Origin of the sequence: Streptomyces sp. f51 (assembly GCF_037940415.1) — a bacterium.
Taxonomy (GTDB): domain Bacteria; phylum Actinomycetota; class Actinomycetes; order Streptomycetales; family Streptomycetaceae; genus Streptomyces.
The window spans coordinates 7,419,470-7,444,926 of sequence record NZ_CP149798.1; the positions used below are offsets into that span (position 1 = coordinate 7,419,470).

The 25,457-nt window shown below is 72.1% G+C and carries 22 protein-coding genes; 12 read left to right on the forward strand and 10 right to left on the reverse strand.

Features of this window, described 5'->3' with window-relative positions:
• Nucleotides 1-70: 70 nt before the first annotated feature.
• Entirely contained in the window at nt 71-1,549 is a 1,479-nt protein-coding gene (locus WJM95_RS32235; protein ID WP_339134165.1) for a glutamate--cysteine ligase, read from the reverse strand.
• A 359-nt stretch (nt 1,550-1,908) separates the two neighbouring features.
• Nucleotides 1,909-3,366 (reverse strand): hypothetical protein, encoded by a 1,458-nt coding sequence (locus tag WJM95_RS32240; RefSeq protein WP_339134167.1) that lies wholly within the window; start codon nt 3,364-3,366, stop codon nt 1,909-1,911.
• Between the two features lie 196 nt (nt 3,367-3,562).
• Here WJM95_RS32240 and WJM95_RS32245 point away from each other — a divergent pair, with 196 nt between their 5' ends.
• Both WJM95_RS32245 and WJM95_RS32250 read left to right on the forward strand, forming a co-directional pair.
• Nucleotides 3,563-3,709 (forward strand): hypothetical protein, encoded by a 147-nt coding sequence (locus WJM95_RS32245; protein ID WP_339134169.1) that lies wholly within the window; start codon nt 3,563-3,565, stop codon nt 3,707-3,709.
• Between the two features lie 330 nt (nt 3,710-4,039).
• On the forward strand, nt 4,040-4,948 hold the full coding sequence (locus WJM95_RS32250) for an aldo/keto reductase (RefSeq protein WP_339134171.1): 909 nt from the start codon (nt 4,040-4,042) through the stop codon (nt 4,946-4,948).
• Between the two features lie 85 nt (nt 4,949-5,033).
• Here the strand turns inward: WJM95_RS32250 and WJM95_RS32255 are convergent, their stop codons facing one another.
• Nucleotides 5,034-5,714, reverse strand: coding sequence for a DUF4232 domain-containing protein (locus WJM95_RS32255; RefSeq protein WP_339134173.1), 681 nt, complete (start codon nt 5,712-5,714; stop codon nt 5,034-5,036).
• A gap of 293 nt (nt 5,715-6,007) precedes the next feature.
• On the opposite strand from WJM95_RS32255, the gene WJM95_RS32260 reads away from it, so the two are divergent.
• Nucleotides 6,008-6,544, forward strand: coding sequence for a hypothetical protein (locus tag WJM95_RS32260; RefSeq protein WP_339134175.1), 537 nt, complete (start codon nt 6,008-6,010; stop codon nt 6,542-6,544).
• Between the two features lie 201 nt (nt 6,545-6,745).
• Here WJM95_RS32260 and WJM95_RS32265 read toward each other — a convergent pair whose 3' ends face one another.
• Together WJM95_RS32265 and WJM95_RS32270 are read right to left on the reverse strand one after the other, a co-directional pair.
• A complete protein-coding gene (locus WJM95_RS32265; protein WP_339134177.1) occupies nt 6,746-7,750 on the reverse strand; it encodes a HEAT repeat domain-containing protein in 1,005 nt (334 codons plus the stop codon).
• Nucleotides 7,751-7,753: 3 nt separating this feature from the next.
• On the reverse strand, nt 7,754-8,425 hold the full coding sequence (locus tag WJM95_RS32270; protein ID WP_339135990.1) for a HEAT repeat domain-containing protein: 672 nt from the start codon (nt 8,423-8,425) through the stop codon (nt 7,754-7,756).
• A 190-nt stretch (nt 8,426-8,615) separates the two neighbouring features.
• On the opposite strand from WJM95_RS32270, the gene WJM95_RS32275 reads away from it, so the two are divergent.
• Entirely contained in the window at nt 8,616-9,491 is an 876-nt protein-coding gene (locus tag WJM95_RS32275) for a PhzF family phenazine biosynthesis isomerase (protein WP_339134179.1), read from the forward strand.
• Nucleotides 9,492-9,620: 129 nt separating this feature from the next.
• Here the strand turns inward: WJM95_RS32275 and pntB are convergent, their stop codons facing one another.
• The 4 genes from pntB to WJM95_RS32295 all read right to left on the reverse strand — a co-directional run bounded on the left by pntB (nt 9,621) and on the right by WJM95_RS32295 (nt 15,211).
• A complete protein-coding gene (gene pntB / locus WJM95_RS32280; protein ID WP_339134181.1) occupies nt 9,621-11,075 on the reverse strand; it encodes a Re/Si-specific NAD(P)(+) transhydrogenase subunit beta in 1,455 nt (484 codons plus the stop codon).
• Between the two features lie 6 nt (nt 11,076-11,081).
• Nucleotides 11,082-12,635: a Re/Si-specific NAD(P)(+) transhydrogenase subunit alpha gene (locus WJM95_RS32285; RefSeq protein ID WP_339134183.1), complete on the reverse strand. Its 1,554-nt coding sequence runs from the start codon at nt 12,633-12,635 to the stop codon at nt 11,082-11,084.
• 240 nt (nt 12,636-12,875) lie between these two features.
• Complete coding sequence (locus tag WJM95_RS32290) at nt 12,876-14,516, reverse strand: HAMP domain-containing sensor histidine kinase (protein ID WP_339135992.1); 1,641 nt, start codon at nt 14,514-14,516, stop codon at nt 12,876-12,878.
• Between the two features lie 32 nt (nt 14,517-14,548).
• A complete protein-coding gene (locus WJM95_RS32295) occupies nt 14,549-15,211 on the reverse strand; it encodes a response regulator transcription factor (RefSeq protein WP_339134185.1) in 663 nt (220 codons plus the stop codon).
• 145 nt (nt 15,212-15,356) lie between these two features.
• Here WJM95_RS32295 and WJM95_RS32300 point away from each other — a divergent pair, with 145 nt between their 5' ends.
• The 5 genes from WJM95_RS32300 (at nt 15,357) to lepB (ending at nt 21,083) form a co-directional block, all read left to right on the forward strand.
• Entirely contained in the window at nt 15,357-15,923 is a 567-nt protein-coding gene (locus tag WJM95_RS32300) for a hypothetical protein (RefSeq protein ID WP_339134187.1), read from the forward strand.
• Nucleotides 15,924-16,104: 181 nt separating this feature from the next.
• Nucleotides 16,105-18,093, forward strand: a complete 1,989-nt coding sequence (locus WJM95_RS32305; protein WP_339134189.1) for a fibronectin type III domain-containing protein — start codon at nt 16,105-16,107, stop codon at nt 18,091-18,093.
• A gap of 380 nt (nt 18,094-18,473) precedes the next feature.
• Nucleotides 18,474-20,081, forward strand: a complete 1,608-nt coding sequence (locus WJM95_RS32310) for a multicopper oxidase domain-containing protein (protein ID WP_339134191.1) — start codon at nt 18,474-18,476, stop codon at nt 20,079-20,081.
• The gene (locus tag WJM95_RS32315; protein WP_339134193.1) at nt 20,065-20,568 is read left to right on the forward strand and encodes a hypothetical protein; all 504 of its coding nucleotides are present in this window, start codon (nt 20,065-20,067) and stop codon (nt 20,566-20,568) included. The genes WJM95_RS32310 and WJM95_RS32315 overlap by 17 nt, the downstream gene beginning before the upstream one ends.
• Entirely contained in the window at nt 20,565-21,083 is a 519-nt protein-coding gene (gene lepB / locus WJM95_RS32320) for a signal peptidase I (protein ID WP_339134195.1), read from the forward strand. Before WJM95_RS32315 ends, lepB begins: the two co-directional genes overlap by 4 nt.
• Before the next feature lie 242 nt (nt 21,084-21,325).
• Here the strand turns inward: lepB and WJM95_RS32325 are convergent, their stop codons facing one another.
• Nucleotides 21,326-21,697 carry a response regulator transcription factor gene (locus WJM95_RS32325; RefSeq protein ID WP_339134197.1) on the reverse strand — a complete coding sequence of 124 codons (372 nt, stop codon included), beginning with the start codon at nt 21,695-21,697 and terminating at the stop codon, nt 21,326-21,328.
• A gap of 167 nt (nt 21,698-21,864) precedes the next feature.
• Between WJM95_RS32325 and WJM95_RS32330 the strand changes: the two genes are divergently transcribed.
• The 3 genes from WJM95_RS32330 (at nt 21,865) to WJM95_RS32340 (ending at nt 25,411) form a co-directional block, all read left to right on the forward strand.
• A complete protein-coding gene (locus WJM95_RS32330; RefSeq protein ID WP_339134199.1) occupies nt 21,865-22,530 on the forward strand; it encodes a response regulator transcription factor in 666 nt (221 codons plus the stop codon).
• Nucleotides 22,523-23,902: a histidine kinase gene (locus tag WJM95_RS32335; RefSeq protein ID WP_339134201.1), complete on the forward strand. Its 1,380-nt coding sequence runs from the start codon at nt 22,523-22,525 to the stop codon at nt 23,900-23,902. The genes WJM95_RS32330 and WJM95_RS32335 overlap by 8 nt, the downstream gene beginning before the upstream one ends.
• 108 nt (nt 23,903-24,010) lie before the next feature.
• The gene (locus WJM95_RS32340) at nt 24,011-25,411 is read left to right on the forward strand and encodes a copper resistance protein CopC (RefSeq protein ID WP_339134203.1); all 1,401 of its coding nucleotides are present in this window, start codon (nt 24,011-24,013) and stop codon (nt 25,409-25,411) included.
• The last annotated feature ends 46 nt before the right edge of the window (nt 25,412-25,457 follow it).

A 25,457-nucleotide genomic window follows, 5' to 3' on the forward strand; every position in this document is an offset into this window, starting at 1 on the left:
GTGTGCTGAGGCGTCCCGGATCGTGCCGCGGCGGCGCTTCAGCTCACCGGCCATGTGCTGCGGCGGTGCGTCAGTCCACCGGCCAGGTGTGCACCGGCGCGTTCAGGTGCATGTAGTCGATGTACTGGCGTGTCATGCGCCGCAGTGCCTCGTGACGGCCGCAGTGGTCCGACCTCTCGAAGCGGTGCACCATCTCCTTCTGCCAGACGGCGCCGTTGCGCGCGTTGACGCAGCGCTGCTCGATGATGCCGAGCAGCGGCTCCCGCCACGCCTCGTCCATGCCCGTGCGCTCCAGGCCCTGGTGCGCCAGCGGCAGCAGCCGTCGCAGCACGAGTTCGGGCACCGGTATCTCACCGGCCCCCGGCCAGTACAGCCGGGCGTCGATGCCGTGCCGTGCGGCCGCGTGCAGATTGTCCTCGGCGGCGGAGAAGGACATCCGAGACCACACCGGCCGGTCCTCCTCCACCAGGGCGCGGGTGAGCCCGTAGTAGAAGGCGCCGTTGGCGAGCGTGTCGGCGACCGTCGGGCCCGCGGGCAGCACACGGTTCTCCACCCTCAGGTGCGGCCTGCCCCGGGCCACGGCGTAGACCGGACGGTTCCAGCGGTAGATCGTGCCGTTGTGCAGGGTGAGTTCGGACAGCTCCGGCGTGTCCCCGCGGTCCAGCGTCTGCGTGGGGTCCTGGTCCTCGCACAGGGGCAGGAGCGCCGGAAAATAGCGCAGGTTCTCCTCGAAGAGATCGAAGACGCTGTTGATCCACCGCTCGCCGAACCAGACCCGGGGCCGTACTCCCTGTGCCTTGATCTCCTGCGGGCGGGTGTCCGTCGCCTGCTCGAAGAGCGGGATACGGGTCTCGTGCGCCAGCTCTTTGCCGAACAGGAAGGGCGAGTTGGCCGCCAGGGCGACCTGCACCCCGGCGATCGCCTGCGCCGCGTTCCAGTAGTCGGCGAACTCCTCGGGCGACACCTGGAGATGGAACTGCGTGCTCGTGCACGCGGCCTCGGGCGTGATGGTCTCCGCGTACGTACGCAGCCGGTCGACGCCGTCCACCTCGATGAGCAGGTCCTCGCCGCGTGCCGCGAAGACCTGCTCGTTGATCAGCCGGTAGCGGGCGTTCTCCGACAGGGCCTCCGGTCCCACGTCCTCCTCCGTCAGCGTGGGCAGGATGCCGATCATGATCAGATGGACGCCGATCGACCTGGCACGCTCGTCCGCGTGGTTCAGGGCGGCGCGTATCTCGTCCTCCCAGGCGTCGGGACCGCCCGCGATCAGCCGCCGGGGAGGAATGTTGATCTCCAGGTTGAAGCGGCCCAGCTCGGTGTCCCAGGCCGGATCCGCGATGGCGTCGAGCACGTCCGCGTTCCGCATCGTGGGCTCGCCCTCGGTGTCGGTCAGGTTCAGCTCGATCTCCAGGCCGACCTGGGGCCGCTCCATGTCGAACCGTGCCTCTCGCAGCATCTGCGCGAAGGCGTCGAGGCACTCCTGCATCTTGATCCGGTACCGGCGCCGGTCCTCGCGGGTGAAGACCTGCGCCGGAACGTCGCGTCCCATAGGTCCTCCCGGTGGCCCCACGGATACCTCTCCCCTCCAGCGTCGCACCATGGGGCGAGTCTGACCATGCGGGACGGGACGCACGTGGGTCAGTGCCGTCCCCGCCGTGCACCGCCGGCTCCGCGCCCGCTGCCGGTCGCTCGACGGCGTCCTGGGCGCCCCCGGTGGCGGTGGCGGTGGCGGCGGTTTCGCCGGCCGTCCGGGGCCCCCGCGGTTCCGGCCCAGGGAAAGGCCCGCCGCGAGCGCGAGAACCGGGTCAGCTCCCTCATCCCGACCGGACCATGATCCGGGTCAGCGGCTACCGCTGAGCCTCCGCCGGCGGTCACACCAGTAGACACCCGTCAACGGGCGTCACATCCTTACAGCGCGGCTTGATCGAGCACCTGGTGCATCGTCACGACGGGAAGCGTCCGGTTCGCGGCCGCCCCGGAGGCGACGGCCGACTCGTCGGCCTCGAGGAGAGTGATCAGCCGGTCGGTCGGGATTGACGGGTTGGTCGCTGCTCGACGTCGTACGTAGTCGGCGTGGTCTGCCAGCAGCGCCTCGATCGTTTCGATCGGAAGCCCGGGATGTGCTGCGGCGACGACCCGGTCATGCGGGTTGTCGGAGCGGGCCAGGGCAGTGGCGGCATCGGCAGGGAAGTTCTTGTGGGCGAGCATGTCCCAGCGGCTGTAGCTCTTCCAGTCGGCGGCAATGCGTGCCAGCAACCAACCGGGGGCGTTCGGTTGGCGTTCGCACACGAACAGCCGCACGGCGAAGCTGTCGTCGGCGGCGAGGATCTCCACGGCCTCGTCAGACAGATCGGTGCGCATGGCCAGCGTCTTGCGGAAGACCTGGTGACGGCTTCGCGCGAAGGCGACCTGATCGGATTCGGACAGGTCTTCGGCCAGCAGCCACTCGACGGCGTTTCCGCTGCTGCGGTCGTCGTACTCGACCGATACCGACTCACGCAGTACCGGGTCGAGGCCGTGGCGTGCGACGACTGCCGCGCGGACCTCGTTGTCGGGATCGTGTGCCAGAGCCGCGACATGCTGGGGGTCCAGTGTCGGATTGGCGGCAACCGCAACGCGCAGTTGCGGGTCCGTCAGGAAGCGGTCGGTCAGATCGGCGTCCAGGTCGGCGGTCGCGGCGATTTGCCGCAGGAGCCCCGCGGTGTGCGCCGGGTCTGCGGAGGATTCGATGTCGGCGAGCATGCCGCGGGCAGCCTCAACGGGAAGCGGACCGTCCAGGCGGAGCAAGAGCATCTTACGGTCGAAGGCACCGGTGGCCTGCGAAAGGAGTTCGCCGATCCGGGCGGTCGGCGCAGGGTTCCACTCGGCGGCGACGATGGCGGCCGTTCGCGCATCCCCATCATCGAGCATGCCGGCCCGGATGTTGTCGGGCAGGTGGCGGTTGAACGCCAGGGCACGGCGGACCTTCGGCTCCGGGTCTCGGGCCAGCAGTTCGTAGACCTCGTGTGACAACGGCCCCGGGAAATGCCGCCCGTGCACGCCGACGGTGGTGAAGTACTCGGCACCTTCCGCCAACCGGCCGCGCACCCGCGAGTCGACGTCTCGGGCGAGGACGATCTGGACCTCGGCCGGGAGATTCGGATGCGCGGCCAGCTCCGACCGCAGGTTCGCATCCTCATCGCCGGCAAGGATCACCGCGGCCTGCGCGGGCAGGTCACGGCGCCGCGCGAGCTCGGTTCGATCGATGTTCGCCTCCGCGAGGCGAACAAGAATCTCCGGCTGTGCGGAGGAGTTGCCTGCCAAACCGCGCAGCAACACCGCCAGGTTCCGCTGCGCGATGACAGGACGTTCGAAGGATGCGGGCATCGATCCATAGTGCCAGGCCGCCTACCGAACATGATCGACGGTATCGACCCGGAGCCAGCGAGAGGCCGACCGTGCCCACGAGGGCCGTCTGCGGCAACCAGGGCGTGACGCGGAGCGCCTGGGCCCGGACGAGATCGAGGAACTGGCGCGGAGTCGGCGGTCCGGCGGCTCCAGCGCGAAGTCGCAATGCGGTCACATGCTCTGCGACAGCAGCTGCTGCGGCTGCCGTCACTACGACTACGCGCAGAAGGCGGCCCGAGCCGCGGACCGGCGAGCCGACGAGATCTCGAAGCAGGCGCAGTCCTACGCGGACAACGCCCGTGCGGCGTGGCGGTGCGCCTGATTTTCTGGTGGGCACGACGCGACTACCTGCGCACCGGACGCACGGCGTGTCCGTGCCGCAGGGCTGATCCGAGCCGGGGCGCGGCAACAGGCCGACACCATTGCCCGGTGCCGCGTTGGCGGAGCCCCCGCCCTGCTAGAATGGGTCCCGTCACGCAAGCCTTCTCGGCACGGATCCCCGATCCGCCGAGGAGGCTTTTTTCATGCCCGGGGCCTGTCTGCCCCGAAGCCGGTGGGCCCGGTTCGAGGTTCTCGTCCTGCCTGGCGACCCGAACGCGCGGCGCCCACCGATGAGTTCTTCGTTTTCTCACCGCAAGAGGAGATCAACGTCATGTGTCCATCGACGAACACCCCACCTGTCAAAGGTACTTGGCAGCTCGGTGACCGGATCGTCAACCGTGTCGGGTTCGGGGCGATGCGCCTGACGGGTACCGCGCCCTTCGGCCACGGCGTGCCGCGCGACCGCGATCGGTCGATCGGCGTGCTCCGGAGGGCGATCGAGCTCGGCGTGAACCACATCGACACCGCCGCCTACTACTTCTCGGCGACGCGCTCCGCCAACGAGCTGATCAACCGGGCGCTCGCGCCCTACCCGGAGGACCTGGTCGTCACCACCAAGGTGTGGCCGGGCCGCGATCCCTCGGGCGCCTGGTGGTGGGCCTCGCCGGCGCAGTTGCGCGGCCAGGTCGAGGAGAACCTGCGCCAACTCGGCCGCGACCACCTGGACGTGGTGAACCTGCGCGTGCCGCCGAGCCTGCGGACCGGCCCGATCGCCGAGCACTTCGGCGTGCTGGCCGAACTGCGCGACGCCGGGCTCATTCGCCACCTCGGCGTCTCCCACGTCACGTCCGGGCAACTGGACGAGGCCCGGGCCATCGCCCCGGTGGTCTGCGTGCAGAACCCGTACGGGATCGGTGCGTCCGGCGAGGACCGGGCACTTCTGCGGCGCTGCGGTGAACTCGGCCTGGCGTTCGTCCCGTTCTTCGCGATCGCGGGCGCCGGGCGCGAGGCGGGGCCGGTCGCCCAGGACCGCGAGGCGGTGCGGGCCGTCGCCCGCGCGCACGGGGTGTCCGTGGCGCAGGTCCGGCTGGCCTGGACCCTGCGCCAGGGTCCGCATGTGCTGGCGATCCCGGGGACCGGCGATCCGGAGCACCTCGCGCAGAACGTGGAGGCCGGTGCCTTGCGGCTCTCGGAGGACGAGGTGGCCCGCCTGAACGCGATCGGATCGCCTGGAGCCTAGTGGCGCCACCCCGCTGGCCGGGGATCGCGGCGCCACGCCGCCGGCCGGGCACGCCGGCCGGCGGTGGTGCCGGTCAGCCGCCCTGTCAGCCGCCCTGGCCGGCGCTTCCGACCGGGCCGACCTTCACCGGGGTGCCGGAGCCGTCCGTGACCGGCAGCGAGGCACCGCCCGGCCAGGCCAGGGCGACCGTCTTGGTCTCGTTCGGCGGGGTCACCAGCAGACCCGTGATGCGGACGCCGGAGCCGCCCGTCGTGTTGAGCGGGTAGGTGATGCCGAAGGCGGTCGACTGCCCGCTCTTGAGGACCGACCGGGTTGCCTGCTGACCCGTGCGCTTCGCGGACACGGTCCCCGAGGCGGTCTTCAGGTCGACGCCCGCGTACCCGGAGATCGCGCAGGCGCTGCCGCCGCGGTTCTTCAGCTGGACGACGACCGTTCCGTCGGGGTCGCCGCTGATGGTGTTCTCCTTCGCCGTGATCTCCAACGCGTCCGTGTGACACCTGGCGACCTGGGCGCCCCCGTTGGAACCCGTCCCGCTCTCCGTCCCCTTGCCCGCGGAACCCTTCCCGGTGCCACCGGTCCCGCCACCCTGGTCCGAACCGCCCGAGGCGGAAGCGCCGCCCTGACCCGAACCACCGTTCGTGGACGCCGAGCCGGCCGGGGAAGGCGGCGCGCTCTGCCCCGTACCGTCGTCCCCGTTCTGGCAGGCCGTGAGCGAGAGACCCGCGACAACGGCCAGAGCGGCGAGGGTGAGCTGGTGAACGCGCATGGTTTCTTCCCCAGTGTCGGTCGGTGGTGCCGGCGGCTCGCCGGGAGCGAGCGTCTGTGACCAGCAAGAGCCTCGGGCCCCGGCACCCCGTTCCGCCCGGCCGATCTGTAGTACAGGCCTGTTACACGCAGGATCGCCAGGGACGCGTACTCAGGTGTCCCGGGCGCGGGACCCGCCGCGGTGGAGCGATCGGCGCAGCGACACCACCCGGGCGGGCGACGATGCGGCACGAGCGGTTGCGCGGTTCCTACGGTCGTGTTCGAACCCAACGGACGAACGCGAAGGAACGATCTGTGAACCGCGCAGTTGCCAGGGCCGCCGCACTGCTCGCCTCGGTCCTCGTCGCCCTGCCCTGCACCGCCGCCGCGTCCGCCGTCGCCGCGGGCAAGGGCGACGGACCCCTCGTCGTCATCAACAACGTGAACCAGCGCGCGGACGGCGACATCTTCAACGTGGGCCACGACAACGTCGTCGGCTCGGGCAACGGGAACGGAGCCCCGTCGACGGGAGTCGGCGCCCCCGGCGCGAGCGTGGCGGTGGTGCGTATCGTCGCGGGCACCCGCGTGCCGTTCCAGGGGGTGCAGCTCGCGTCGCACGAAGGCAGCGGAGACTATCCCCGCGCCATCTACCCGAACTACCTCGTCAATGTGCCGATCGACGGCCCCTCCACGGCCGTGTACGCGTCCGACGGCAGCGCCGGGCAGGTCCGCATCACCGCGACGGTCACCTCCGACGGGAAGGTGGCGCCGAACTGCTCCGCCGAGGGCAACCTGAGCTGCCGCGTCGAGTTCGACGGCCAGGGCCAGTACCTCTTGATCGACGGCCGCTGACGGAGCGACGACGAGGGCGGGGCTCTCCCGGTCGCGCCCCCGGCCCTCGGCGGCACCGCGTCCGCCCCGTCGGGACCAGCGCACCGCGTCCGCCCCGTCGGGACCAGCGCACCGGGGCGGCCCCGTCGGACCTGCGCACCGGGACCGCCCCGCCCTCGTGACGTCGTCCCGGGCGAGGACACCTCGCCCGTCTCCCGTCGCTCACCGTCCGTCGCGCAGTCGAAGGACGTAGGCCGCGGTCAGGGCGACGGCGCGATCCTGGTCCGCCGACAGTTCCACCAGCGCGTCCGTGGCCCTCGTTCCCGGGATGCCCGCCAGTGCCTGGGTCAGCCGTCCGCGTGCGGGCGCCTCCGTGGCGGGGGCGGCGAGCCGGTCGAGGAGCCCGCTCGCGAGCCGGTCCGCCGTGGCGGGGTCGCTCGCCAGCACGCTCAGCGCGTCCGCCGCCTCGGTGTCGTTGCACCCCTCCACGATCATGTCGACGAGGGTCGGCACGGCATCGGCCGCCCCGCGCGCCCCCAGTGCCAGCGCCGCGTGTCCGCGGACCCGGGAGTCGGAGTCCGCGAGGGCCGTTCGCAGACAGGCGGCGGCCTCGGCGCCGGGCATCTCGGCGAGCGACCGTACGGCGCGTTCCCGCACCGCGGCCTCCGGTGAATCCAGGCCCTCCGCGAGCAGCGCAGCTCCGCGGTCGCCGGAGCGCGCCAGTGCCCATCGAAGGGCCCCGGCGACGTTCGGCTCCGACTCGCCGAGAACGGCCTCGACCAGAGCCTCCACCGGCACCGGCACCTCGCCGGCCGAGGACAGCGCCGCACGCTGCCGAGCGTCGGCGCTCTTCGACGTCAACGCGTTGAGCAGCGCGACGACTTGGAGCACGTCCTCCCAGTCGGCGGGTTCCGCGTCCTGGATCCTGTGCAGTCGTGTGAGCAACTCGCTCTCCGCCGCGATGCGTTCGCGGGTCCGACCGATGAGACCGCCGACGAGCGACGAGGGGGCGAACCCGGGATCGTCGAGCGCGCGCCCGATCTCGCGCAGGGACAGCCCGAGGGAGCGCAGACTCTCGATGTGGAAGATCCGCCGGATGTCGTCCCCGGAGTACTCCCGGTAGCCGGAACCGGTCCGCCCCGAAGGGTGCACCAGACCCAGCGACTCGTAGTGCCGCAGCATGCGGGCACTGACACCGGACCGTCGCGCCACCTCACCGATCAACACGCCCTATCGTCCCTCGTGTCCGGGCCCGTCCAGGACCGCGACGCGCTTCGCCTCCTCGACGGCCGACTCGAATCCGGCGTCCGGATCGCGCAACAGCCGCTCCGTGGCGAGCGCGTGCGCCCGTACGCGCGGGTGCGGAGCCGCTGTCGCGGCAAGCAGGACGGGCACGACGACATCGCCCAGCGCCACCAGAGCCTGGCTGAGGCTCAGGTGCGTCTCCTTGCCGCCGCGTCCGAGCTGCTTCGCCAACTCCGCCGCCAGTACGGCTTCTTCGCCGGGCGGGGCGAGGACGACCGAGGCGCGCCAGGCGCTCCGGGCGACCTCGTCCTCGGGGTCGTGGAGCAGGGCGGGCGTGATCGCCGGCCATGCCCGCCGGTCCCCGATCTTGGACAGCGTGTGCAGTGCCTGGCTGCGTGCCTGCGCACGGTCGGAGCGGACTTCGCCGAGCAGCGCCGGCAGTGTCACGGACACCGGGTGGCGGGTGAGCGCCCAGGTCAGCATGTCGCGGACGAAGAACTCGGGCTCCACCGCGCAGCGCCGTACGAGCTCGGCGACGAAGAGCGGATCGGGCGCGGTGCCGACCGCGAGGGCCGCCCGCAGCCGTACGGACGAGCTGCCGTGCTCCAGCGCCCGAAGCATGCGTACCTGATCCGTGTCCTGTCCCGTGACCGTCATCGAGACCACCTCCTCGGCAGGCAGTGAAGTCCTTGCCACGGTGTCAAGGTCAACCGGCACCGCCGGGAGGACAGGGGGCGCTCTCCTCCGCCGCCCCCGAAGACACAGGGCTGAAGGAACCCCGATGCCCGCCGAGGAACCCGGACACCCGCCCCGGAATAGCCGGCGGATGCCCCCTGTTTTGATGATCATGACTACGAATGCGCCGCGGCCCGAGGTACTGCGCTACACCGCCTTCTCCGCCGAACCCGAGGGCGGAAACCCCGCCGGCGTCGTCCTGGACGCCACGCACCTGGACGCCGGTGACATGCTCGCGATCGCCGCCGACCTCGGATACTCCGAGTCGGCCTTCCTGACCGCGCTCCCGGACGGGCTCGAAGGACACGAGGGGCGGGCCTACGGCGTCCGCTACTTCAGCCCGAAGGCGGAGGTGCCGTTCTGCGGGCACGCCACCGTCGCCTCCGCCATCGCGCTCGCCGAGCGGATCGGACCCGGAGAGCTGGTCTTCAGCACACAGGCCGGCATCGTGCCGGTCAGTGTGGTCCAGGAACACGGAACCGTCCGGGCCACACTCACCAGCGTGGAGCCGCACCTCGACGGGATCGACGCCGCCGACCTCGACGAGGCGCTCGCCGCGCTCGGCTGGCCGGACACCGACCTCGACCCGGCCTTCCCGCCCCGGATCGCGTTCGCCGGGGCCCGCCACCTGGTCCTCGCTGCGGCCACGCGCGCCCGGCTCGCCGATCTCGCCTACGACTTCGCCCGCCTCGAAGCCCTGATGCACCGCCTTGACCTGACCACGGTCCAGCTCGTCTGGCGCGAGTCGGCCGATGTCTTCCACGTCCGGGACCCGTTCCCCGTCGGCGGTGTCGTGGAGGACCCGGCGACCGGTGCCGCGGCCGCCGCGTTCGGTGCGTACGTCCGTGAACTCGGCCTCGTTCCCGAGGACGCCGTCCTGACCCTGCACCAGGGCGAGGACCTGGGCCGCCCCGGCGAGCTCACGGTGACACTGCGCGCGGGCGACCCGCGTGTCCGGGTGAGCGGCGCCGGAACCCGTATCGGCTAGCCGTTCGCCAAGGAACGCCAGCGGCCCACCGGCCGCCCTCCCGCACTCGGGGGTGAGGGGGGCAGCCGGTGGGCCGTCGTGGGAGACAGGGCCGGTGACGAGGACGCGGCCATGCGCGGGGCGCGGGCGTCAGCGGGCGAGAGCGGCCTCGCTCGACGCCTGGGCGCGCGGGTCGGAGGGGAGGGCGCGAAGGATGTCCTCGACGCTCTGCTTGGCGTCGCCGAACAGCATGCCGCTGTTCTCCCGGAAGAACAGCGGGTTCTGCACGCCCGCGTAGCCGGAGGCCATCGAGCGCTTGAAGACGACGACGTGCTCCGCCTCCCACACCCGCAGCACCGGCATGCCCGCGATCGGGCTGCCCGGATCATCCTCCGCGGCCGGGTTGACCGTGTCGTTGGCACCGATGACCAGGACGACGGAGGTGTCGGCGAGGTCGTCGTTGATCTCGTCCATCTCCAGGACGATGTCGTACGGCACCTTGGCCTCGGCCAGGAGCACGTTCATGTGCCCGGGCAGCCGGCCGGCCACGGGGTGGACGCCGAAGCGGACCTCCACACCGCGCTCCCGCAGCTGGCGCGTGAGTTCGGCGACCGGGTGCTGGGCCTGGGCCACGGCCATGCCGTAGCCGGGGGTGATCACGACCGAGCGGGCCTGCGTCAGCAGCTCGGCCACCTCCTGGGCGTGGACCTCGCGGTGCTCACCCTGCTCCTCGTCCCCGCCCGAGGGCGCCTCGATGCCGAACCCGCCTGCGATGACCGAGAAGAAGGAACGGTTCATCGCCTTGCACATGATGTACGACAGGTAGGCGCCCGACGATCCGACGAGCGCGCCCGTGACGATCAGCAGGTTGTTGTCGAGCAGGAATCCCGCCGCCGCGGCGGCCCAGCCGGAGTAGCTGTTGAGCATGGAGACGACGACCGGCATGTCGCCGCCGCCGATCGAGGCGACGAGGTGCCAGCCCAGGACGAGCGCGAGCACGGTCACAGCGATCATCAGACCCAGGCTCGGCGTGATCGTGAACCAGACCGTCAGCGCCACGAAAGCAGCCAGCGCCGCGACATTGAGCGCGTTCTTGCCCGGCAGGACGAGCGGACGGGACTTGATGCGCGCCGACAGCTTGAGGAACGCGACGATGGAGCCGGTGAAGGTCACCGCGCCGATGAAGATGCCGATGAACACCTCGGCGTGGTGGATCCCCAGCAGGTCGGCCGTCACATGGGTCTGCGCGGCACCGTGCGCCTCGACCTCCAGGTAGCTGTTCCAGCCGACCAGCACCGCGGCGAGGCCGACGAAGCTGTGCAGCACGGCGATGAGTTCGGGCATCTGGGTCATCTCGACCTGCCGTGCCCGCCAGATGCCGATTCCGGCGCCCAGCACCATCGCGACGACGATCAGCGTGACCGCGCCCGCGGTGATGCTCTGCGCCGCGAGAACGACGGTGGCGACCAGGGCCAAGGCCATCCCGGCGATGCCGTACACGACACCGGCGCGGGAGGTGCGGTGCTGGGACAGCCCCGCCAGGCTGAGGATGAACAGCAGGGCGGCGACCAGGTCCGCCGCGTGTGAGGCTGTGGTTGACGTCATGACGGCTCAGCCCTTCGAGAACATGGACAGCATGCGGCGGGTGACGGCGAAGCCGCCGAAGATGTTCACGCTGGTCAGCAGGATCGCCACGAACGAGAGCGTCGTGACGACCACGCTCTCGTGCCCGATCTGAAGCAGCGCTCCGATCACCACGATCCCGGAGATCGCGTTGGTGACGGACATCAACGGGGTGTGCAACGCGTGGTGCACCTTGCCGATCACGTAGTAGCCGATCACCACCGCCAGCGTGAACACCGTGAAGTTCGCCGCGAGTTGGGCCGGCGCGAAGGCGACCAGCGCGAACATCGCCAGCATGCCGGCGCCGATCAGGGCGAACCGGGCCGACGGACCCAGCCGCGACTCCTTCGGCTGCGCGGCGGCCACGGGAGCGGGCTGGGGGGCCGCGGGGGCCGAGACGGCCACCGGCGGCGGGGGCCAGGTGACCTCGCCGTCGCGCACCACGGTCACCGCCCGCTGGACCACGTCGTCGAAGTCGACGACCAGACGCCCGTCCTTGCCGGGCGTCAGCAGCTTGAGCAGGTTCACCAGGTTGGTGCCGAACAACTGCGAGGCCTGGGTGGGCAGCCGGGACGCGAGGTCGGTGTACCCGATGATGGTCACGTCGTTGTCGGTGACCACGATGCGGCCCGCGACGGTCCCCGCGACGTTGCCGCCCTGCGCGGCGGCCATGTCGACGATGACACTGCCGGGCTTCATCGCCGCCACGTCCTCCTCCGTCAGCAGACGCGGGGCGGGCCGCCCCGGGATCAGCGCGGTGGTGACGACGATGTCGACGTCCTGCGCCTGCTGGTGGTACAGCTCGGCCGCGGCACGGTCGTAGTCGGCGGAGGTCGCCTTCGCGTAGCCGTCGGTGCTCGCCTCCTGGGCGACGTTCACCCCGAGGTATTCGCCGCCCAACGACTTCACCTGGTCGGCCACTTCGGGCCGTGGGTCGGTCGCCCGGACGATCGCTCCGAGACTGGAGGCCGCGCCGATGGCGGCCAGCCCGGCGACACCGGCCCCGGCCACCAGCACCTTCGCCGGCGGCACCTTTCCCGCGGCCGTCACCTGGCCCGTGAAGAAGCGCCCGAACACGTGCGCCGCCTCGATCACGGCCCGGTAGCCGGCGATGTTGGCCATGGAGCTGAGCACGTCCATGGACTGCGCACGCGAGATGCGCGGTACCGCGTCCAGCGCCAGTACGGTGATGGGGCGGTTCGCGAGCTCGTCGAGGAGGTCCGCCCGCTGGGCCGGACCGATCAGCCCGATCAGCGTGGCGCCGTCGGGTACGCGCGCGATCTCACCCGACGACGGGGAGTTGACCTTGAGCACGACGTCCGTCCGCCAGGCGTCGCCGATCCGTGCGCCCGCCTCGCAGTAGGCCTCGTCCGTGAAACCCGACGCCGTTCCGGCGTCCGACTCGACGACGACCTCGTAGCCCAGCCCCACCAACTGACGCACGGTGGCGGGGGTCGCCGCGACACGGGTCTCCCCGGGAGTGGACTCGGCCACCACTCCGATGTGCTGGGGCGGGTGGTGGGCCGATTCTTGTGCGGGCATGGCGATGTCTCCCTCGGAGGGGCGCAGATGTGCGGCACGAATGTTCGATCAGGGGGAGTCCACGCCCCTTGGACGCAGGAACTTACATGGAGGAGCAGCCTGTTTGGCACAGCGCGCAGCCGTGACTTGTTTCACGCGAGGTCTGTTGCCGACAACACGACGCCCGGGGCGCCCTGATACCGCCGTGAACAGGCTCCCAGCCGTTTCGGCGTCTCAGGAGTGGGTAGGGATCGCGGCCCGTCAGGACTCCTGAGCCCGCTCCGCGGTCGGGTGTGCGGGAGGCGGCGGGACGGCCCCGGCCGGCAGGCGCAGTTCGAACAGTGCCCCTCCGGACGCAGCCTCGCCCACGGTGAGCGTGCCGCCATGGCGCAGCGCCACGTCGCGGGCGATGGCGAGGCCCAGCCCCGCGCCGCCGTCGTCGCGGGCGCGCGCGTCGTCCAGCCGTACGAACCGCTCGAAGATCCGCTCACGTTCGGCACCCGGCACACCGCCGCCGTCGTCCGCGACCGTGAGCACGACCTGGTCGCCCTCGTCCTTCACTCCCACGACGACCTCGGTGTGCGCGTGCCGCTGCGCGTTGTCCAGGAGGTTGCCGATCACCCGCGCCAACTGGCCGCGTGAGCCCGTCACTTGCCCAGCCCCGCCGGAAGGGAAGGACACCGGTGCCCGGCCCCGGGGGCGACGGCGCGTCTCCTCGCGGACCAGTTCGCCGAGGTCGACCCGTCCCTGCCCCGGCCGTTCCCCGGCGTCGAGCCGCGCGAGCAGCAGCAGATCGGCCGCGAGGTGCTGCAACCGCTCCGTGTCCTTGACCGCGCCGGGCACGTCCAGCAACTGCGGGTGCGCCGAGCCCACTTCGAGCTGCGTGCGCAGCGAGGCGATGGGGCTGCGCAGCTCGTGGGAGGCGTCGGCCACGAAACGGCGCTGGCGGTCGACGGCGGCCTCCAGCGCGGTGAGCGTCTCGTTGGTCGTGCGGGCCAGACGAGCCACCTCGTCGTGCGACGCGGGTTCCGGAACGCGCCGGGAGAGGTCCTCGGAAGCGGTGATCGCCGCCATCTCGCGCCGGATGCCCTCGACGGGGGCCAGGGCACGCCGTGTCACCAGCCAGGTCACACCACCGACGACCAGCAGGATCAGCGGCAGTCCCGCCAACATCGCCGCCGCGGCGCTGCGGACGGCGCTCTCGCGCGCCGTCAGGGCGGCGCCCGCGTGGACGAGCACCGTCCGCCCGCCGAGATCGGTGGCCTTGACGGTGGCGAAGCGGTACGGGGCATCGCGCCCGTCGATCACGGCGTGGCCGGAGCCCTCCTGGACGGTGTCGCCGATGGTCCCGATGGCCGGGTCGCCCGCCTGGGGCGTCGGGCCGCCGACCGAGCCGTGGTCGTCCGTCCCGTGGTCGTCCGAACCACCGCCGCCCGAACCGGTGTCGTCCGAGGCGCCGTCGTCGCCGCTCCGACCGCGCCCCCGGCCATGCCCGCCCCCGTGGTCGTCGGCGGTCGCGGTGCCGAGCTGCGCGGCGGGCGCCGGGACCGGCGTCGGGGAAGCGGCCACGCCGGCAGAAGGCGCGGTGGAGGAAGGGGCGGTCCGCGGCACACGCACGGCCGTCACACCGGTGCCGCTGATGCTCTCCAGCCCGCCACCCACGGCCAGCAGACGGCCCTCCTCGTCCGTCACCTGCACGGGGACTCCCTCCCGGGCCCCCTCGGGCAGCACGAGCCGGGCGTCGCCCCCGCGCCAGGTGGCGACCCCGAGGGCGATCCTGCGGGCCGTGTCGTTGGCCTCGCCCTGCGCCTGCTCGGTGAGGTTCACCCGCAGGGACGCCAGCACCGCGACCCCGGCGCCCACCAGCGCGACCGTCACCACCGCGGTGGCCCACAGGACCATCGTGGCCTTGACGGACCCGAACGGCCGCCGGGTCACGAGGTCACCAGCCGGTAGCCGGCGCCGCGCACGGTCTGGATCGTCTCCGTGCCGAGTTTCCGGCGCAGCGTGCTGACGTACACCTCGACGATGTTCGGGTCGCCGTCGTACGCGAAGTCCCAGACGTGTTCGAGGATCTCGGGCTTGCCGACCACCTGCCCCGCCCGTGTCACGAGCTGCTCCAGAACGGCGAACTCCTTCGCGGTGAGCGGCACTTCGGTCTCGTCCCGGCACACCCGGCGGGTGGCCGTGTCGACGACGAGCCCTCCGACACGCAGGACCGGTGACGCGCCGGAGGAACCTCTGCGGCGCAGCAGCGCCTTGACGCGCGCCACCAGGACGACGTACGAGAACGGCTTCGTCAGGTAGTCGTCGGCGCCGGTGTCCAGGCCTTCCGCCTCGTCGTACTCACCGTCCTTGGCCGTGAGCATCAGGATCGGCACGTCGTGGCCGGCCGCGCGCAGGGCCGCGCAGACGCGATAGCCGTTCAGGCCCGGCAGCATGATGTCGAGCAGCACCAGGTCGTACACGCCCTCGGAGGCCAGGCGCAGGCCCTCGTTGCCGTCGTGGACGACGTCCACGGCGAAACCCTCGGCCCGCAGGCCCTTCGCCAACGAGAGCGCGAGCCGCCTCTCGTCCTCCACGATCAACAGGCGCATGTGCCCAGCCTCCCAAACGGAACCTGAAGGGATCTTCAGGTGGCTTCAGGTCCCCTTCAGCTTCGCCCGGGCACCTTGGCGTCATCCAACAGCCAGGACACAGAAACGAACAGGCCGGGCAGTCGTCCGGCCGGGGAGGCTCGACATGAAGCGCACCGCTTCCATCACCACCGCCCTCGTGGCCGCCGTACTCGTCGGCGGCGGAGGGTACTCGGCGCTCGCGACGGGCGGCACCGACCGGCACGGCGGCGGTCCCGAGGACCGGCCGTCCGCCACGGCCTCGCCCGCACCCACGACGACACCGTCGTCGGCGTCCCTGGACCGGCGCGGCGGCGACGACCGCCGGGGAGATGACCACGGCGCGCGTCAGGGAACCGACGACCACGGCACGCCCACTTCCGGTGACGACCGCGGCGCGCCCACCGGCGGTGACGACCGTGGCACGCCCACGGCCGGAGACGACCGTGGTGCGCCCGCCTCCGGAGACGACCGCCGCGGTCGCGGAACCCGCGGACGGGACGACGCCCCGGGGGACGACCACGGCGTCCACGCCGGCGGTGACGACCACCGGGGCGTGGGGGACGACCACCCGAGCGTGGGGGAGGACCACCCGAGCGTGGGGGAGGACCACGGCGGGAGCGGTCACGCCGGTGACGACGGCGGGCGTGGCCGCGGCCGGCACCGGGGCGGCCACGGCGGCGACGACCGCTGAGGCATCCCCGGCCTCCCGGGCTGCGCGGCCCCGCGACGACGACCCCTCCAGATTGGGGATGGGCGGGTGCCCAAGACAAGGCTGCCGGGACGGCGGCGCGTTGGGCAGGCTGGCGTCCGCTCATCGCTGCCGACCGCCCGGCGCAGCCCGGTCCGGGTACGGCCAAGGAGGGGAAGTCGTCATGAGTAAGTTCGCGCGGGGCGGGGGCAGGCGTAAGGCCACCGCCGCCGGCCTCGTCATCTCCGGCATGGTGATCAGCGCTTCGGTCGCGCCGGTCACCGCCCACGCGGCCGTCCCGGCCTTCCCGGACAACATCACCATCTTCCCGGACCGGGACTTCGTCTCGGTCGACGGGTTCTCCGAGTACGCGGGCAAGCAGGTCACCATCGAGGTGCAGCGCCCGCACGTCGGCCTCGTCGGTTCGGCGAGCGGCACGATGGCCTCGGCCGAGTCGATCGCGGCGGGCAACCCGGCCATCGAGGTGAACCACCCCGGCGGCCTGTGCTGGGGCGCGGGCGGCGGACTCCAGGTGACGCCCGACATCCGCGCCGGTGACGTCGTGTCGGTGCGGTTCGGCGGCACCGTGGCAGCCGACGCCACGGCCCTCGACATCGGTGTGACCGGCGGCGCCCTGACCACGCCGACCACCCTGGTGATCCAGGGGCGGCTCGGACCCGAGGTCGACCCGGCGTTCCTGGAGCACCGGATCATCGAACCGGCCCTGCGCACCACCGAGGTGGCACGGCGTGACGTACGGGCCGTACCCGGTGCCCTGGCCAACGCGCCCAAGGGCGGCTACTCCTCCGGGCTGCGGGTGGCCGCGGACGGCGGCTTCACCGCCACGTACGAGTTCCTGAACGAGAAGACCGCGGCCGTGGCGGCCGACGGTCTGTACACCGTGTCGAGCTGGCAGGACCAGGACCCCGACGGGAACACCCAGGGCGTGACGATCTCGGAGTTCGGCGAGGTCGGCGGACCCGGGATGGGCGGCTGCCCGGCCGGGGCGGTCCAGCAGGGCCCCGCCTCGCCCACCGGCGTGGTGGTGCACGACCAGGGCGACACGACCGAGGTGAGCTGGACCCCGTCCAAGCAGACCCCCGGTGCGGCGCCGATCCTCGGCTACACCGTGCGGGCCGTCGACCGGCTCAGCAAGAAGGGCGTGCAGGGCGAGACCGGCGTCCGCGTCAACGACCCGGACGCGACCTCGGTGACCCTGCCCGGCTCCGTCGCGGGCAAGCGGGTCGAGGTCAGGTCGTTCGGCGAGGCGGGTGAGTCCTGGCCGCCCGCGCTGCCCGGCGGCATTGGGTCCGCGGACTCCACCCCGCCGACCGTCACGGCCAAGCCCGCCGGCGGGCTGTACACCGCCGACACCACGGTCACGCTCAGCGCCGACGAGGCGGGCGCGGAGATCTACTACACGCTCGACGGTTCCGACCCGCTGGAGGCGGGCACCACAGGACCCGCGGCGACGCTCTACACCGGGCCGTTCGAGCTGAAGGCGTCCGACGGGGCCAGAACCCTGCGGTTCGTGGCCTTCGACGCGGCGGGCAACGCCTCGCAGGCGCGGATGGAGAAGTACACCTTCGGGTCGGCCAAGGCGCCGGGCGCTCCGCAGTCGGTGACCGCTCAGGGCTCCAACGCGAGTGCCACGGTGCGGTGGACGGCACCCGCGGACGTGGGCACCTCCCCGGTCACCGGCTACGAGATCACCGCGACGCCCGCTTCCGGCGCGCCCCTCACCACCACGGCCGGAGCCGGCGCGTCCAGCGTGCTGCTGACCGGGCTGAAGAACGACACGAAGTACACCGTGACCGTCGTCGCCGTGAACGTGGTCGGTAGTGGCGCCCCTTCCGATCCGGCCGAGGTCACCCCCAAGGCGCCCGCGGTCGACAAGATCGCGATCACGCTCGCGAAGTGGAAGTCCGGAGACCTGCGGCTCGAAGGCACCGGATCGATCCCCGGGGCCTCGTTGACCCTGCGCATCGGCGGCCCGAACGGCGAGGTCTTCGCTTCCGGCGTGATCGTGCAGCCGCCCGCCGCGGGCGCCGTCAACGGCACCTGGAGCCTGCGTCTGCGGACCGGCCCCGCCACGACCAGGAACCCCAGCCCCGTCCACATCTCCTCGGACAAGGGCGGGGTCCTCGAATCGGTGACCGTGCCGAACGGTTAGCCGGCCGACCGGCGCCCCGCCGGGGGGAGTTCGTCGTGCCGCGAACACCGACCGCCGGGGCGCCCGCCAGGGCAGGACGGCCGAAGGTATCCCCTCCTTCGCGGGCCTTCCCTGCCTGCCGGGCGGCCGGTGGACCCCCTCCACCGGCCGCCCGCGCCCAGCCCGTCCGTCCGGTCACCTCGCCTCGGCGGTGCTTCAGGAACACCGCGAGCCTTCCCGCGACCGGGACGACACCGACGGCGCGAGCCCCACCCCGTACATCCGGCACACACCGCCGTACCCGAGAACCCGAGAAGACCCGGGCGTCCGCGACTCCATGGGGGAGAGCGGGGTGCCCGAGCCGCCGTCACGGCGGCCCACCATGGGGGTGAACCCAACACATGCACGACAACGCGCTGTCCAGGCGTGACCTGGTGAAATACGGCGTCCTCGCGTCCGCGGCGCTGGCGCTGCCGCTCGAACGCGTCGTCCGCGCCAAGACGGCTTCGGACCGGATCGCCGTCAGCAAGTTCCCCAAGCCGTTCACCGTTCCGTTCGCCGTACCGCCCGAGGCGGTACCGGTCGCACGGTCGAGTACCACCGACTACTACAGCGTCACCATGCGCAGCGCCATGACCGAGATCCTGCCCGGCATGAAGACCGAGACCTGGTCGTACGACGGGACGTTCGGCGGCCCGACGATCCGGGCCACCCGGGGCCGGCCGGCCGTCGTACGGCACATCAACCAGCTGCCCGCGGTGCATCCGCGCCTGGGGTACGAGTCGTGGACCTCGGTCCATCTGCACGGATCGGCCTCGCTGCCGGAGTACGACGGCTACGCCAGCGACGTGACCCGGACGGGCGAGTACAAGGATTACCACTACCCGAACTCCCAGGACGCGCGCACGCTCTGGTACCACGACCACGGCGTGCACCACACGGCCGAGAACGCCTACATGGGTCTCGCCGCGATGTACACGATGCACGACGCCCTGGAGCAGTCGCTGCCGATCCCGCACGGCCGCTACGACGTCCCGCTGATCGTCCGCGACGCCATGTTCGACCGCGACGGACAGCTGCTGTACGACGACGGCGGCCACTCCGGGATCTTCGGAGACGTGATCCTGGTCAACGGGCGGCCCTGGCCGGTGATGAAGGTCGAGCGGCGCAAGTACCGCTTCCGGATCCTGAACGGCTCGATCTCGCGCGGCTACAGGTTCGCGCTGAGCACCGGCGACCCGTTCGTCTTCATCGGCACGGACGCGGGCCTGATGCCACAGCCCCGCAGCGTGACCAGCTACCGGCACGGCATCGCCGAACGCTACGAGGTGGTCATCGACTTCGCCAAGTACAAGGCCGGCCAGCGCGTGGTGCTCCAGAACCTCAGCGTGCCGAACGTCGAGGACTTCGACACCACGGGCAACGTGATGGCCTTCGACGTCACGGGCGATGCCACCGACCTGTCCGGCAACTCCGTCCCGGACGTGCTGAACCCGAACGCCCCGGCGATGGACCTGACCGCCGCGATGGCGAAGAAGACCCGCAAGTTCGAGTTCATCCGCAAGGACGGCATCTGGACCGTCAACGGCAAGACCTGGGCCGATGTGATCGCCTCCGACTACGAGTACGTCTGGGCCGATCCGGCGCTCGGGGACGTCGAGATCTGGGAGTTCGAGAACAAGTCCGGCGGCTGGTGGCACCCGGTCCATGTCCATCTGGTCGACTTCAAGATCCTGGACCGCAACGGCAAGCCGCCTTCCCCGTGGGAACTCGGCGGCAAGGACACCGTGTTCGTCGGCGAGAACGAGACCGTGCGCATGGTGGTCAAGTTCGGCCCGAACACCGGGCGTTACATGATCCACTGCCATAACCTGGTGCACGAGGACCACGACATGATGGCCCAGTTCCGGGTCGGGCCGCCCGCCGACGGACACCACCCGGTGTACGCGGCCCCGGCCGCCTCCGGGCCCGCCCCGACCCTGGGATACGCCGATGACTCCATCGACTGACGCGCCCCCGGTCGAGGCGGTCACCGCCGGGACGGGCCCGCGACCCGGCCCGTACGTTCCCGCCCGCCGCCTCGGCGCACTGCTCTGTGCCGCGGCGGCCGTCGGCGACCTGGTCGTCTTCCAGCAGAATCTGGCGCACGGCCTGGCCGTGTCCCTGCCGTTCCTTGCGGCGGCCCTCGTCCAACTCGCCCTCGCCCGAAGGGTATGGGTCGATCCGCGTACGCCCTTCATCCTGTCCGCGGTTCTCGTCCTCGGGCTGCTGATCGCCGTGCAGGCCCTCGCCCTGCGCGCCGGTGCGACGCCCGGGCCGCGCGAGGAGCCGCTGCGCGCCGGTCCGTTCGCGACGGCGGCGATGCTTCTGCGGCTTGCCGCGCTGCCGTGTCTGGTGCGTGCCCTGTCCGGCCGGGGGCGGTCCTGGGCCGTCAACGGACTCCTCGTCATCGGGGCGGTGCTGTGGACGGTCGGTCTGACCGGCCTGCCTGGGTGAGGGGGCCGAGGCGGTGCGGAGGACGACGACCCGTCGCCGTCCTCCGCACCGCCCTGCTCGCCGCGGTGGCCGTGGCGGCGGTGGTCGCGGCCGTCCTCGTGGAGCCGGTGCGGGTCGAGTCGACCAGCATGGAGCCGACGCTGCTGTCCGGGGATCACCTGCTCGTGGACGACCGGGCCTATCGCGACGCCCCGCCCCGGCGCGGCGACCTCGTGGTGTTCGACGGGTCGGGCGCGACGCTGGTCAAACGGGTCGTCGCGGTGGCCGGTGACACCGTCGCGATCGAGGACGGGGTCCTGGAGATAGACGGCCGTGCCGTCGAGGAACCTGCGGTGGACCCGCGCACGGTCGACGGCATGTACTTCGGGCCCGCGCGGGTACCGGCCGGCACCGTCTTCGTGCTCGGCGACAACCGGCGGCACTCCGTGGACTCCCGGCAGTTCGGACCGGTCCCCGTCGCCCGGGTGACCGGCCGTGTGATCCTGCGTTGGTGGCCGAGGCCCGGGAGACCGTGACCGGCCGGCGCGCCACGCACACGGCGACGCGCACCACGCACACCTTGACCGGTCGATGACGCACCACGCACACCTTGACCGGTCGACGACGCACCACGGACACCGCGACCGGCCGACGACGTACCACGCACACCGCGACCGGCCGATGACGCACCACGCACACCCCGACCGGCAGATGACGTGTCACGCACGCCGTGACCGGCCGACGCACGCGGGAGCCGATCCCCGTCCCCGGTCGCGGCTCACACCTTGGGGGAGACCGTCACCACGGCGTCGAGCACCGCGTCGATCCCGGTGTCCTTGCGCAGGATCACGGCGGCCCCGGCGTCCAGGGCCGCCCGTTCCTGCCGCCCGCCGACCGCGGAGGTCAGCACGACGACCCGCGTCCCCGGACGGAGTTCCAGCACCCGCCGGGTCGCCTCGGCCCCGTCCAGGACCGGCATGACCAGGTCCATCAGGACCACGTCCGGCAGGAGCCGCACCGCCGCCTCGACCGCCTCGGCACCGTCGCAGGCCACGCCCACCACGTCGACCAGCGGACTGCGGCCCAGCGCGCCCGCCAGGGTGTCCCGCACGAGCGGGTGGTCGTCGACGACGAGCAGGCGAATCGGCATGGTTCAACGGTGCCTGGTCCCGGGCGTCACAGCCACCCCCCAAACCGGAGGGGTCGGCCTTCCGTGAGGACACAATTTCTTCACAACCCGTGTTCCCTTCATCCACACCGTGATTCCATGGCATATGCGTTCCGGCCATGGTGGCGGTCCGCTGAGGTGGGGAGAACATGCCGGGACAACAGGGTGCCCCGACGACACGGGTGCTGATCGTGGACGATCATCGGACCTTCGCGGAGCTGCTGGCCTTCGCGCTGGGATCCCAGCCGGACTTCGACTGCGCGGGCTGGGCGGGCACCGGTTCCGCGGCCGTCGAACTGGCGGTCAGGGAACGACCCGACATGGTCGTCATGGACATCTCGCTCGGCGCGGAGAGCGGACTCGAGGTCACCCGGCGGATCCGCGAGGCGACGCCGGACGCGACCGTCGTGATCGTCTCCGCCCACCGTGATCCCGACTGGGTGGTCCGCGCCGCGCAGGCCGGAGCGAGCGCGTTCGTGCCGAAGTCCGGCTCCCTGGACGAGATGCTGGGCGTCCTGCGCGACGTACGCCAGGGATCGATGCTCGTGTCCGCCTCCATGTTCGGTGAACCGCCCCGGCCACCGGCCACCGAGGATCCCGTCGTGGCCAGTCTGACCCCCCGCGAGACCGAGGTGCTCACGCTGATGGGCAAGGGGCTGGCCCCCGCCGCGATCGCCAGACTGCTCGGCATCAGCGTCAACACCTGCCGCGGCTATGTGAAGTCGATCCACCTCAAGCTCGGCGTGCGCTCCCAGTTGCAGGCCGTCGTGAAGGCGCAGCAGCTCGGTCTCGTCGAGGCGCACAGCGATGGCTGACCGCGAACGCCCTGTGAACGCCGACCGCGTCGGCCCCGCGACCCCCGGACGCGACGACACGCTCAGCGCACCCGGACCGGAGGGCAGCAGAACGGTCCGCCATGCCGTGATCGCGATGATCCTGATCGGTCTCGGCGCCTTCACGGTCGTCGGCGCGGCCACCGTGTTCGCCGCGGAGTCGATCGCCAAGCGGACCGCGCTCCACGAGGCCGCGCGGTCCGCGCAGCTGATGGGCAACGTGATCTTCAAGCCGGTCATGCCCCGGCTGATCCAGGGCGACCGCGGCGCGCAGGCGCAGCTGGACGCGGCGGTCGAGGCGCGCGAGAGCGAGGCCGGCATCGTACGCGTGAAGGTGTGGAACCGGCAGGGACAAGTGCTCTACTCCAACGAGCCCCAGGCCATCGGCATGTCCTTCCCCCTCAACGACGACGTGCGCACGACCATCGACAAGCACGCCGGCTGGGCGGACCTCACCGACCTCTCCGACGAGGAGAACATCACCGAGCCCCACGGCGGCACCCGGCTGGTGGAGGTCTACGTCCCCCTCGACCTGGACTCCGGCGAACGGCTGGCGCTCGAGGTGTACTCCACCGACGAGCGGGTGGCCACCGCGCGCGAGGAGCTGATGCGGACCCTCGTACCCTTCTCGATCCTGGCCCTGCTCCTGCTCCTGGTCGCCCAGCTCCCTGTCTCGGTGCAACTGCTGCGCCGGGTCAGCCAGGCCGACGCCGAGCGCAGCCGCCTCCTCCGCAAGGCGCTCACCGCGTCGGAGCGGGAGCGGCGCGCGATCGCCCGCGATCTGCACGACGGTGTCGTCCAGGACCTCGCCGGCGCCGGGTACGCGCTGGCCGCCGTCCGGTCCGACCTGCCGGCCGGCACCCCGGCGGCCACGGGCGGCATGCTCGACCGCATCTCCGAGGTCCTGCGCGGGGCCGTCGGCTCGCTCCGGACGCTGATGGTGGACATCTACCCGCCGGACCTGACCGAGGACGGACTGCCGCAGGCGGTCGAACTGCTCGCCGAACGACTGCGCCGGGAGGGCATCACCGTCTCGCCCACCGTCGACGTGCGGGGCGCGCTGGGGCCGGATCTCGCGGCGGCGGCCTACCGCTGCGCACGCGAGTGCGTGACCAACATCCTCAAGCACTCCGACGCCGGCCGGGCATGGATCGACGTCACCGGCGGCCAGGACCACCTGCTCGTGGTGGTGACGGACGACGGGAAGGGTCCTGGCAGCGCACTCGGCAGCACCGGCCATCTCGGACTCCAGCTCATCCGGGACACGGCCGGAGAGCTGGGCGGCGAGGTCACGATCACCGAACGCGCCGACGGAGGCACCGAAGTGCGCACCGTGCTGCCGGTACGGTCCTGACCCCCTCGTTTTGAGGGGGTCGCACCCCCCAAGGGCGAGGCTGCCCGTGGCGGCGGCGCGGCGGCACCCTGGACGTGCCGTCCGGCCACTGCACCAGGGGGAGAACGGATGCGCCGTATCGTCACCACGCTCGGCCTCGTGCTGTGCGCGCTGCTCCTCCAGGCCGCGTCCGCCGTCCCGGCCACCGCGCACACCGGCCTGCTGTCGAGCGAACCCGCCGCCGGCCAGGTGCTGCCCCGTCTGCCCGCACAGGTCGCGCTGACGTTCCGCCAGCCGGTGACCGCGGGCGCCGACGCGGTGCGCGTCTTCGACGACCACATGCGCCGGACGGACCTCGGCGGCCACCCCGACGACCGGCGGAGGCAGACCCTGCGCACGGCCCTGCCGGGAAGTCTGCGCCCGGGCACGTACTCCGTTGCCTGGCAGGTGACCTCGGCCGACGGGCATCCCGTCGCGGGCACCTACCGGTTCTCCATCGGCGCGGCCAGCCAGGTCGTGGGCGCCGTCCCTCCCCTCGCCGGCGCGGACGGTGCCTGGTCCGGCCGGCTCCTCGGGGCGGCCCGGGGGACCGGCTACGCCGGACTCGCCCTCGGACCCGGCGTCCTGCTCGCCGCGCTCTGGCTGTGGCCCGCCGCGCTGCGCGACCGAAGGACCCGCCTCCTGGTGTGGGGCGGACTCGGTCTGCTGGCCGCCGGGACACTCGCCACCCTGACCGTCCACACCGTCTGGGCCGACGGCAGAGCCTTGGCCGAGGCCTGGTCGGGATCGGACGCCCACCAGCACGCGGCGACGACCGACCTGGCCTACGCGGTCCGCTTCTACACCCTGCCGGTGCTCGGCGCCGCGACCCTGCTGGCCACGGCCTCGGCGGGAAGAGCGGGAAGAGACGGGCCCGCCAAGCCGCTGGTCCTCGCGACCACCGCCGCGGTCACCGTGCTCTGGGGCACCTGGCCGCCGACCGGGCACGCCGTCGACGGCCGGTACGCACCGCTCGCCATGGCCGCCGACCTCGTCCACCTGGCCGCCATGACGCTCTGGCTGGGCGGACTCGCGCTGATCGCGGCCACCGTGTCCCGCCCCGCTCTTCTCGGCGAAGCGGCCGCCGTGCTGCCCCGGTTCTCCCGGCTGGCGTTCACCGCCGTCGTCGCCCTCGTCGTGACGGGGACCTACCAGGCCTGGCGGGAGGTGGGCTCCGCGAGCCATCTCCTCGGCACACGGTTCGGCCGGCTGCTGCTCCTGAAATCGGCGGGAGTCGCCGTGATCGTCGCGCTCGGCGCCCTGGCCCGCCGCTGGGTCCACCGGCACGTCACGCGCCCCGCACCCCCGCCGCCCCCGCCGACCTTCGACGCGGCGGGCACGACGCTGACGCTCACCGCACCGGCCCCGACCGCGCCGCCCGAAGCGGCGCTCGTACGCAGTCTCAGACGCGGCCTGCTGGCCGAACTGCTCGTTGCGGCCGCCGTACTGGGCATCACCGCGGCCCTCGTCACCACCGCTCCGCCCGCGTGACCACGCAACCCCGCCGCACCCCGCCCGTCCCGCCCCGTCCGTCCGC